The sequence below is a fragment of the Cupriavidus pauculus genome (genome assembly GCF_008801835.1).
Classification (GTDB): domain Bacteria; phylum Pseudomonadota; class Gammaproteobacteria; order Burkholderiales; family Burkholderiaceae; genus Cupriavidus; species Cupriavidus pauculus.
Genome location: NZ_VZOW01000001.1, coordinates 561,599 through 572,085, shown reverse-complemented (window position 1 = coordinate 572,085; position 10,487 = coordinate 561,599). Strand labels below are relative to the sequence as shown.

The following is a 10,487-nucleotide window of genomic DNA, read 5'->3' as shown; positions in this document are numbered from 1 at the left end:
AGGGAGAGAACCATGCGCATGCCAGGCGCGGTGCCGTCGCGGCTCAACATTCTTGCGCGCGATCTGCTGTTCGTGGTCTGCATGAACACAGTCATTGCCGCCAGCCTCAACTATGGGTTCCGGACCGGCGGCTCGCTGGTGCAGAACTTCGTCTATAGCCAATTGATCGGGTTGTCGATCTGGGTGCTGATCGATGTGCCGCGCGTGCTGATCTGGTGGAACGACCGGCCGCGCCGCTGGCCGTTCATGTGCCTGGCAGTGGTGGCCGTGCCGATGGGCGTGGTGCTAGGCAGCTGGGCCACGCGCGAACTGCTGAACCTGCCCGAAAAATCGCCGGCCGCCACCGGCGATATGCTGCGCATGTGCCTGATCGTCGGCATGCTGGCGTCGGCGAGCATGATCTACTTCTACTGGTCGCGCGAGAAGCTGGCCTATCTGGAACGCCAGGCCGCGCTGGACGCGCTGCAGCGCGAGGAAGCCGAGAAGCAGCTGGTGCGGGCGCAATTGATGGCGCTGCAGGCCCAGATCGAACCGCACTTCCTGTTCAATTCGCTGGCCAATCTCGACGGTCTGATTGCGACCGACCCACGCGCCGCGCGCCAGTTGCTGCAACGGCTGATCGGCTTCCTGCGGATGTCGCTGTCGCACACGCGCGCGGAGCATTGCACGCTGGCGCAGGAATTCGAACTGCTGCGCAGCTATCTCGATATCCAGGGCATGCGATTCGGTTCGCGGCTCGATCACGCCGTGGAATTGCCGGCGGCGCTGGCCGACGCCGAGATCCCGCCGATGCTGATCCAGCCGATAGTCGAAAACGCGGTCACGCACGGCATCGAGCCCTGCATGCGCGGCGGCAAGATCCTGCTGTCCGCGCAGCAGACCGCGGACGGCAGCCTGCAGGTGATCATCGCCGACACCGGCGTTGGCTTCACGCAGGGCGCAAAGAGCGGCAAGGGTGGATCGGGTCTGGGGCTGACCCACGTGCGCGAACGCCTGGCGCGTATTTTCGGCGCCGCGGCCAGCATGCAGATGGAGGAAAACGTGCCGCGAGGCGTGGTGGTGCGCCTGACACTGCCGTTGACACGCAGCACCGATCCGACCGTCGCGCCGGTGCGGGCAGCGCAGGAGCCGCCGCGCGCGTCGGCGTCCGCCCACGTGACGCCGGCGATTTCGCGTCCGTGAGGCCGCGGTACGCCGCGCATCGCCCAATTTCTTGAACCGCAGTCCCTGACATTCGCGCCCCCATGTCTCCGACCCTGCTGATCGCCGACGACGAGCTGCTGCTCGCGCGCGTGCTCGAATCCGAACTGAAATCGTTGTGGCCGGAAGCCACCATCGCCGCGGTGGTCCACGATGGCGTGGCCGCGCTGGAGGCAGCGCGCGCGCACCAACCCGACGTCGCCTTTCTCGATATCCGCATGCCGGGCATGAGCGGCATGGACGTGGCGCGCGAGCTGATCGAATTCGACAACCCGCCGCTCGTGGTGTTCGTGACCGCCTACGATCAGTTCGCGCTGGAGGCGTTCGAGCGCGCGGCGGTCGACTATGTGCTCAAGCCCGTACAGCACGAGCGACTGGAAGCCACCGTGGAACGCCTGAAAGCGCGCATCGTGCTGCGTCATGCCACACCCACCCATGACGGTCGCACCGATGACCATGCCGGCGACGCCGCACCGGAGATCGGCGCGATGGTTGACGCGGACAAGCTTGCGCAACTGCTGCAGCGGCTGGAATCGCTCGACAAGCCGGCTGTCGCGCGCGGCCAGTACTTGCGGTTTATCAAGGCGCTGGTCGGGCAGGAAGTGCGCATCATCCCGGTCGACGAGGTGATCTATCTCGAAGCCACCGACAAGTACGTGAACGTGGTGGCTTCCAGCGGCGATGCGCTGATCCGCACCAGCCTGCGCGAACTGACCCAGCAGCTCGATCCCGACCGTTTCTGGCAGATCCATCGCGGCACCGTGGTCAATATCGATTGCGTGGCCAGCGCGGTCAACCAGTCGCTGGGCCGCCTGTCTTTGAAGCTGCGCGACCGGCCCGAATCGCTGCCGGTGGCCAGACAGTACGCGCATCTGTTCAAGCAGATGTAGCGCGCCATGTGCGCGGCAGGCATGCGACGGCCGGTGGCGCGGAATTTCCTCTAACATGGCCGCTTTGTGCCACTCACGAACTGTCAGAGGAGTCATCGATGAAGCCCGTCACCACCGATCTGTGCGACGCCAATGAATCGCGCCTGGCCGACGGCACCTTGCGGGTGCTGTCGCCGGGGTTTCTCCACTTTGGCAAGCGCGTGGCGTTTGCCGGCCCGGCCGCCACGCTGAAGGTGCACGAGGACAACTCGCTGGTGCGCGCCGCGCTGGAGACGCCGGGACAGGGCAGGGTGCTGGTGGTCGATGGCGGCGGATCGATGCGCTGCGCGCTGGTCGGCGGCATGCTCGGCGAACTGGCCGAAAAGAACGGCTGGGCCGGCATCGTCGTGAACGGCTGCGTGCGCGACAGCGTTGAACTGAACGCCTGCGACGTCGGCATCCGCGCGCTCGGCGTGCATCCGCAAAAAAGCCAGAAGCGCAATATCGGCCAGCCCGATGTGGCGGTGCAGATGCCCGGCGCGGTGGTGCGTCCCGGCAACTGGATCTACGCCGATGCCGACGGCGTGCTGGTCGCCGACCAGCAACTGGAGGCCTGATCGATGCCGCGCGTTTTCGTCTATGGCACGCTGCGCGCAGGCGAGGTCAACGATCTGAATCACGCCGCCGCGCGACACGGCATTGCGCCGCCGACGCTGGTCGGCAGCGGCGCGATCGCGGGCCGGCTCTATGACTTCGGCAGTTATCCGGGTCTCGTGCTCGATCCATCGGCCGGGCCCGTGGCCGGCGACATCTACGACATTCCCGATGCATTGTTGCCGGTGCTGGACGAGATCGAGGAGGTCTATCCCGGGCAGGCCACGCTGTTCATCCGCGAATCCCGGCCGGTACTGTGCGATGGCGTCGCGCTCGATTGCCTGATGTACCCGGTGGCCGACGGCGCCGTGACCGGCCTGCCGCGCATCGATGGCGGCGACTGGGTCGCGTGGCGCCGCGCGCGCGATGCGGCGGCGGCCTGAGATTCGCCGTTTCAAACGCCGTCGCGCGGTATGCGGCGGCGTTAGCATGGGCGACGATGACATTCGATACTGTCAATGCCCGACGCCATGACCCTGCCGATTTCCTCGCGGCCATCGCCGCTCGCTTTTCATATCCAGACAGGCACTGTGCGGCTCGCCGCCTCGGCGTGGGGCGACCCAAGCCATCCCGTCGTGGTGCTGGTGCACGGCTATCCCGATAACAGCCACGTCTGGCACGGCGTGGCGCAGGCGCTGTCCGAGCGTTTTCATGTGATTGCCTACGACGTGCGCGGTGCGGGGGCCTCGGACGCGCCGCCTAACGTGTCCGACTATCGGCTTGAACGCCTGGCTGACGACTTTATCGCGGTGATCGACGCCGTTTCGCCCGATCGCGCCGTGCACTTGGTCGGGCATGACTGGGGATCGATCCAGGGCTGGGAATTCGTCACCGATCCGCGCCTGTACGGGCGCATCGCTTCGTTCACGTCATGCTCGGGGCCGTGCCTCGATTACGCCGCGATCGCCTTGCGCAGCGTCGGCCGGCGCTCGCTCCGGCAGTGGGGCGCCACGCTGCGTCAGGCGCTGGCATCGTGGTACATCGTGTTCTTTCATCTGCCGAAACTGCCGGAATGGAACTGGAAGGTCTGGCTCGGCCGAAGCTGGCCGTTCTGGCTGCGCAAGACCGAAGGACTGTATGCGCCGGCCAATCTCACCCAGACTGCCGACGGTGTGAACGGGCTGCGGCTGTATCGCGCCAACTTTCGCGTCCGCCTGCGTGCGCCGCGCGACAGACGCGCCCATGCGCCGGTGCAGATCATCGTGCCGCTGCGCGATCGCTATGTGCGGCCGGCTGTGACCGAGGGATTCGGGCGTTGGGTCGCGCATTTGTGGCGCCGCGAAGTCGATGCGCATCATTGGCTGCCGCTGTCGCATCCGCAACGCATGGCCGCCATGATCGGCGAATTTGTCGACCATCTGGCCGGCGCGCCCGCATCGACCGACCTGCAGGCCGCGCGTGTGAATCCCGAGGCTGCTGAAATTTCATGATGCGGAAAGCTGTTTTGTTTCGCAAAAACATGTCGGTGCGCAGCACAAGCTCCGTTTCTCATGATGGAAGACTCCCTTCCACATCGTGGCATACGATCGGCAACTCATTGAAAGTAAAGAATAAAAAAACGAGGCGTTGACCACAGTTGGCGCTGTTGCGACGCGGGATCGTTCCCTACACTCTTATATAAGACACATGACTTGAGACGCTGGAACCACAGCGTCGCCTAGGTCTCCCCGGCAACGGGGCCGTGTCGCAAATTTCGAAGCGAATCCCTGGCATTGCTATCAGGAGAGTGAATATGACTACGCGCCAACAACAGATTGAAGCCCTGCAAAAGGATTGGGATACCAACCCGCGCTGGAAGGGTGTGAAGCGCAACTTCACCGCTGAAGACGTGGTCCGCCTGCGCGGTTCGGTGCAGGTCGAACATACGCTGGCCCGTCGCGGTGCGGAAAAGCTCTGGCACCTGCTGAACACCGAGCCGTTCGTCAACACGCTGGGCGCGCTGACCGGCAATCAGGCGCTGCAGCAGGTCAAGGCCGGACTCAAGGCGATCTATCTGTCGGGCTGGCAGGTCGCTGGCGACGCCAACCTGGCGGGCGAAATGTATCCGGATCAGTCGCTGTATCCGGCCAACTCAGTGCCGATGGTGGTCAAGCGCATCAACAACACCTTCCAGCGCGCCGACCAGATCCAATGGAGCGAAGGCACCGGCGACACCGATTTCTTCGCGCCGATCGTGGCCGATGCCGAGGCCGGCTTCGGCGGCGTGCTCAATGCGTTCGAGCTGATGAAGTCGATGATCGAGGCGGGCGCCGCTGGCGTGCACTTCGAAGATCAACTGGCGTCGGTCAAGAAGTGCGGTCACATGGGCGGCAAGGTGCTGGTGCCCACGCGCGAAGCCGTGGCGAAGCTGACCGCCGCGCGGCTGGCCGCCGACGTGTCGGGCACGCCGACGCTGGTGATCGCCCGTACCGATGCCGAAGCGGCCGACCTGCTGACGTCGGACGTGGACGAGCGCGACCAGCCGTTCCTGACCGGCGAGCGCACCGTGGAAGGTTTCTACCGCACGCGGCCCGGCATCGATCAGTCGATTGCGCGCGCCGTGGCCTATGCGGAGGTGGCGGACCTGGTGTGGTGCGAGACCGGCAAGCCCGATCTGGAATTCGCCAAGCGCTTTGCCGAAGCGGTCCACGCCAAGTTCCCGGGCAAGATGCTGGCGTACAACTGCTCGCCATCATTCAACTGGAAGAAGAATCTTGACGATGCGACGATCGCCAAGTTCCAGAAGGAATTGGGCGCGATGGGCTACAAGTTCCAGTTCATCACGCTGGCCGGTTTCCATTCGCTGAACTACTCGATGTTCAACCTGGCCTACGGCTATGCCCGCAACCAGATGAGCGCGTTCGTGGAATTGCAGGAAAACGAGTTCGCCGCGGCCGAGAAGGGCTTCACCGCCGTGAAGCATCAGCGCGAGGTGGGCACCGGTTACTTCGATGCGGTGACGCAGACCATCGAGGGCGGCCAGTCGTCGACGACCGCGCTCAAGGGCTCGACCGAAGACGAACAGTTCTTCGACAAGAAGGTGGCCTGAGCCATTCGGCCAGGCAACGCGAAAGGTAATTCGGGGACGGCGTGCGACCATCACGCCGTCAGTTTGGCACCGCGCCGCATGACCTGCGGCGCGGCTTTTTTTGGCAGGGCGGCTGACTATCGATAGACGATAACGGGAATATCCGTGTGCGTGAGGACCTTCTGGGTCTCGCTGCCGAGCAGCAGGCCGGACAGGCCGCGCCGGCCGTGCGAGGCCATGAAGATCACGTCGCAGCCATGACGCTCCGCCGCGTCGATGATGCCGAGATAGGGCACCGCGAAGGTGGTCATGTCCGCATCGAACGGCAGCCCGGCGGCGACCGCGGCGGTTTCAATCTCCTTCAGGTACAGCCTGGCCTGGTTCTCGATACGTTCCTTGAACGCCTGCGGAGCCTCGACCACGATTTCGCTGAAGGGCGTGTACGGATATTCCTCAAGGCAGACATAGGCAGTGACGCGGGCGTTGATCGCCTTTGCCAGTTCCAGGCCGCCATCGATGGCCTTCTTGGACAACTCAGAACCGTCGGTGGGTAGCAGGATGTGCTTGAACATACCGGACCTCCTTTCACGAGTGGGGCAGGCCAAGTCAGCGCCTGTCTGATTGATTGTAGTCAGTGTGAAGTGTCCGTCATTGCGAAATATCAAACCGATTGGTGGGCGAAGGAACTTTTGTCCGCCAATCGCGCGAATTGCGATTCAAGCAATCGGCGATGTCGCGTCGGCCGCGAATCTGGTCCGCGCAGTGGGTCCGCGCCACTGGCCAGCTTAGTCGGCACCGCTGGCCGGCGCCTGTTCGGCGCGTCGCCAGTAGGCCGGGTTGCCATAGGTGTTCTTGAGATGATCGATGAACAGACGAACGCGCAGCGGCAGATGCTTGCGCTGCGGGAATACCGCATGAATGCCGATCGGCGGCGCCTGGAATTCGTCCAGCACGGTGACCAGTCGGCCGCTGGCGATCTCATGGCCGACTTCCCACCAGGAGCGCCATGCCAGGCCGTGGCCTTGCAGGCACCAGGCGTGCAGCACCGCGCCGTCGGTGCATTCCATCGTGCCGCCAACCTTGACCGTGATGGCGCGGCCATCCTGCTGGAATACCCAGCCGCGCTGCACATTGGCGCTGGCGCCAAAGGCCAGGCAGTTGTGGCGCGACAGGTCGTCCGGCTGCTGTGGCGATCCGGCGCGCGCCAGGTATTCGGGCGACGCCACCACCACGCGCCGGTTTTCGGCCAGGCGGATCGACACCAGGCTCGAATCGGGCAGATCGCCGAGGCGAATCGCGCAATCGAAGCCTTCGTTGACCAGATCGACCACGCGATCGGAAAGGTCGAGCGTCAGCGTGACGTCGGGATGCGATTCGATAAACAGCGGCACCACCGGCGCCACATGCTTGCGGCCGAAACCGGCCGGCGCGGTCACGCGCAGGTGTCCGCTGGCCTTGACGCCGCCCGCGGAGACGCTCGCTTCGGCATTGTGCAGATCGTTCAGGATGCGCTGGCAGTCCTCCAGGAAGGCCGAGCCCTCAAAGGTCAGCGTGATCTTGCGCGTGGTGCGGACCAGCAACTTGACGCCCAGGCGCTCTTCCAGCGCGTCGATGCGCCGGCCAATGATGGCCGGCGCCACGCCCTCGGCAGCCGCCGCGGCGGAGAGGCTGCCACGTGATGCGACCGATACAAAAGTCTCCAGTTGCTTGAAATGGTCCACGAATGTTCGCTGGCTGATACACAGTCTTGATGAGGAAGGCCAAGATTAGTAGTGCAAAAGTAAAAGATCAAGTGACCGCACTTGGCTTTGCCGCACTGCAACGCGTCTCTAGAATTCGATGCATTCAATCGTGTACAGCCCCATTCAGTCCCTGGCGTTTATAGAGTCCATAGATGAACAAGATCCGCGCGGTCGTTTTCGATGCCTATGGCACGCTGTTCGACGTGTATTCCGTCACGGCGCGCGCGGAGCAATTGTTTCCGGGCAAGGGCGAAGCGCTGGCGCTGCTATGGCGCGAACGCCAGATCGATTATTCGCGGCTGCGCTCGCTGGCCGCGCCGGACGGGGCGCGATACAAGCCGTTCTGGGACATCACGATCGACGCGCTGCGTTATGCGGCGGACCGGCTGGCGCTGGACCTCGACGAAGCGTCGCAGGCTCACTTGCTCAAGGAATATGCGTGCCTGTCGGCGTTCCCCGAAAACCTCGCGGCGCTCAAGCGCTTGCGTCGTGCGAATCTGCCGCTGGGCATCCTGTCCAATGGCAATCCGGAGATGCTGGACATCGCGGTCAAGAGCGCAGGCATGCACGGGTTGTTCGACCATGTGCTGTCGGTCGATGCGGTGCGCCAGTACAAGACCGCGCCGGCCGCGTATGCGCTGGGACCGCAAGCGTTCCGGCTGCCGGTCGCCGAGATCCTGTTCGTCTCGTCGAACTGCTGGGATGCATGCGGCGCCACGTGGTTCGGCTACACCACTTTCTGGATCAATCGTGCCGGCCACCCGGCGGAGCGCCTCGACGTGGCGCCCACCGGCACCGGGCACGACATGAACGACCTGCTTGCTTTCGTTGCCGCCTCGGGCGCAACGGTCTGACAAGCGTGGTCATCCCCTCACACACCATCGCACATACAGGAGAAGACTGATGGCTATCACGCTGCCCGCGGGCATGAAGATTACCGGCGAGATCCTGCCGGCTTACGAAGACATCCTCACGCCGGAAGCCCTGGCCCTGGTCGACAAGCTGCACCGCGCCTTCGAGCCGCGTCGTCAGGAACTGCTGGCTGCGCGCGTGGCGCGCGCCAAGCGCCTGGACGCCGGCGAGATTCCCGATTTCCTGCCGGAAACCAAGGCCATTCGCGAAGGCGACTGGAAGGTGGCGCCGGTGCCCAAGGCGCTGGAATGCCGCCGCGTGGAAATCACCGGCCCGGTCGAAGCCAAGATGGTGATCAACGCCTTCAATTCGGGCGCTGACAGCTACATGACCGACTTCGAGGACTCGAACACCCCGAACTGGCACAACCAGATGCAGGGGCAGGTCAACCTGAAGGCGGCGGTGCGCCGCACGCTGACGCTGGACAGCAACGGCAAGCACTACAAGCTCAACGACAAGATCGCCACGCTGCAGGTGCGTCCGCGCGGCTGGCATCTCGACGAAAAGCACGTCACGATCGATGGCAAGCGCATTTCGGGCGGCATTTTCGACTTCGCGCTGTTCCTGTTCCATAACGCCAAGGAACAGATCGCCCGCGGCGCCGGCCCGTTCTTCTACCTGCCGAAGATGGAAAGCCATCTGGAAGCGCGCCTGTGGAACGACATCTTCGTGATGGCGCAGAACGAGATTGGCCTGCCGCAAGGCACGATCAAGGCGACCGTGCTGATCGAGACGATCCTCGCCGCGTTCGAAATGGAAGAAATCCTGTACGAACTGCGCGACCACAGCGCGGGCCTGAACGCCGGCCGCTGGGACTACATCTTCTCGTGCATCAAGAAGTTCAAGGTGGACAAGAACTTCTGCCTGGCCGACCGCGCCAAGGTGACGATGACCTCGCCGTTCATGCGCGCCTACGCGCTGCTGCTGCTGAAGACCTGCCACAAGCGCGGTGCTCCGGCGATCGGCGGCATGAGCGCGCTGATCCCGATCAAGAACGATCCGGAGAAGAACGCGATCGCCATGCAGGGCATCATCGGCGACAAGCGTCGCGACGCCACCGATGGCTATGACGGCGGCTGGGTGGCTCACCCGGGGCTGGTCGAGCCGGCGATGAAGGAATTCGTGGCCGTGCTGGGCGACAAGCCCAACCAGTTCGAGAAGCAACGCCCGGACGTCGAAGTCAAGGCGGCCGACCTGCTCGACTTCAAGCCCGAAGCGCCGATCACCGAAGCTGGCCTGCGCATGAACATCAACGTCGGCATCCACTACCTGGGCGCCTGGCTGGCCGGCAACGGCTGCGTGCCGATTCACAACCTGATGGAAGATGCGGCCACCGCCGAGATCTCGCGTTCGCAGGTCTGGCAATGGATCCGCTCGCCGAAGGGCAAGCTCGAAGACGGCCGCAAGGTGACCGCCGAGCTGGTGCGCGGCCTGATCCCGGAAGAACTGGCCAAGGTGAAGGAAGTGGTCGGTGGCGAGACGAAGACCTACGATCGCGCCGCGCAGATTTTCGAGCAGATGTCGACTTCGGAAGACTTTGCCGAATTCCTGACGCTGCCGCTGTACGAGGAAGTCTGAGCGTCGCTCGTTGTTCCGGCGTCCGCCAGCAAAAAACCCCATGGCCAAAACCATGGGGTTTTTTGTTGATACCGATTCAGACCGGTCGCGAGCCCGGCGCGTCGTATCCGCCGGACTTCCATTCTATAAAGCACAGGCCATGCCCGAATGGATCGGACAGGCGGGCCTGGCGGCCCCATGCGAAATCCTGCGGCCAGTCTTCCAGTTCCGCGCCGGCGCCAAGCGCCTGTTCGATGGCGGGTTCGAGCGCCGCGACCACGAAGTCCAGGTGCACGGGCGTCCAATGCCGCGTGTAGTCGCGCCGCGTGTCGCTGCGCGTGGTGGCCAGCGAGCCGGCCGCCTTGGCCAGCAGATAGATCGGCGCGCATGCGCCATGCATCTCGGCCACCGTGCCGTCGAACAGCTTGCGGTGAAGCCGCAGCCCCAGCCCTGCCTCGTAAAAGCCGATGCCGCGTTCGAGGTCATCGACGTCGATGTTGATCAACAACTCCATGCCTGCCTCCTGAGCGTTCTCCGGCGCGCGCC

11 protein-coding genes are annotated in these 10,487 nt (G+C 64.2%); 8 read left to right on the top strand and 3 right to left on the bottom strand.

The genetic code is table 11. The features are described from left to right. Nucleotides 1-12 precede the first annotated feature (12 nt). The 6 genes from F7R19_RS02475 to aceA all read left to right on the top strand — a co-directional run bounded on the left by F7R19_RS02475 (nt 13) and on the right by aceA (nt 5,751). The gene (locus tag F7R19_RS02475) at nt 13-1,182 is read left to right on the top strand and encodes a sensor histidine kinase (protein WP_150979250.1); all 1,170 of its coding nucleotides are present in this window, start codon (nt 13-15) and stop codon (nt 1,180-1,182) included. 62 nt (nt 1,183-1,244) lie between these two features. Beyond that, nucleotides 1,245-2,090: a LytR/AlgR family response regulator transcription factor gene (locus tag F7R19_RS02470; protein ID WP_061958251.1), complete on the top strand. Its 846-nt coding sequence runs from the start codon at nt 1,245-1,247 to the stop codon at nt 2,088-2,090. Between the two features lie 98 nt (nt 2,091-2,188). After that, nucleotides 2,189-2,686, top strand: a complete 498-nt coding sequence (gene rraA / locus F7R19_RS02465) for a ribonuclease E activity regulator RraA (RefSeq protein ID WP_061958252.1) — start codon at nt 2,189-2,191, stop codon at nt 2,684-2,686. 3 nt (nt 2,687-2,689) lie between these two features. Further along, nucleotides 2,690-3,106: a gamma-glutamylcyclotransferase family protein gene (locus tag F7R19_RS02460; RefSeq protein ID WP_061958253.1), complete on the top strand. Its 417-nt coding sequence runs from the start codon at nt 2,690-2,692 to the stop codon at nt 3,104-3,106. A 75-nt stretch (nt 3,107-3,181) separates the two neighbouring features. Then, nucleotides 3,182-4,153: an alpha/beta fold hydrolase gene (locus tag F7R19_RS02455; protein WP_407648764.1), complete on the top strand. Its 972-nt coding sequence runs from the start codon at nt 3,182-3,184 to the stop codon at nt 4,151-4,153. Between the two features lie 302 nt (nt 4,154-4,455). Beyond that, nucleotides 4,456-5,751, top strand: a complete 1,296-nt coding sequence (gene aceA / locus F7R19_RS02450) for an isocitrate lyase (protein WP_150979249.1) — start codon at nt 4,456-4,458, stop codon at nt 5,749-5,751. Nucleotides 5,752-5,867: 116 nt separating this feature from the next. Here aceA and F7R19_RS02445 read toward each other — a convergent pair whose 3' ends face one another. Continuing rightward, nucleotides 5,868-6,302: a universal stress protein gene (locus F7R19_RS02445; protein WP_061958255.1), complete on the bottom strand. Its 435-nt coding sequence runs from the start codon at nt 6,300-6,302 to the stop codon at nt 5,868-5,870. Between the two features lie 213 nt (nt 6,303-6,515). Further along, on the bottom strand, nt 6,516-7,451 hold the full coding sequence (locus tag F7R19_RS02440) for a LysR family transcriptional regulator (RefSeq protein WP_061958256.1): 936 nt from the start codon (nt 7,449-7,451) through the stop codon (nt 6,516-6,518). Between the two features lie 173 nt (nt 7,452-7,624). On the opposite strand from F7R19_RS02440, the gene F7R19_RS02435 reads away from it, so the two are divergent. Further along, nucleotides 7,625-8,326 (top strand): haloacid dehalogenase type II, encoded by a 702-nt coding sequence (locus F7R19_RS02435; protein WP_150979248.1) that lies wholly within the window; start codon nt 7,625-7,627, stop codon nt 8,324-8,326. Between the two features lie 49 nt (nt 8,327-8,375). After that, nucleotides 8,376-9,962, top strand: coding sequence for a malate synthase A (aceB, locus tag F7R19_RS02430; protein ID WP_150979247.1), 1,587 nt, complete (start codon nt 8,376-8,378; stop codon nt 9,960-9,962). 76 nt (nt 9,963-10,038) lie between these two features. On the opposite strand, the gene F7R19_RS02425 is transcribed toward aceB, so the two are convergent. Beyond that, nucleotides 10,039-10,455, bottom strand: coding sequence for a VOC family protein (locus F7R19_RS02425; protein WP_150979246.1), 417 nt, complete (start codon nt 10,453-10,455; stop codon nt 10,039-10,041). Nucleotides 10,456-10,487 lie beyond the last annotated feature (32 nt).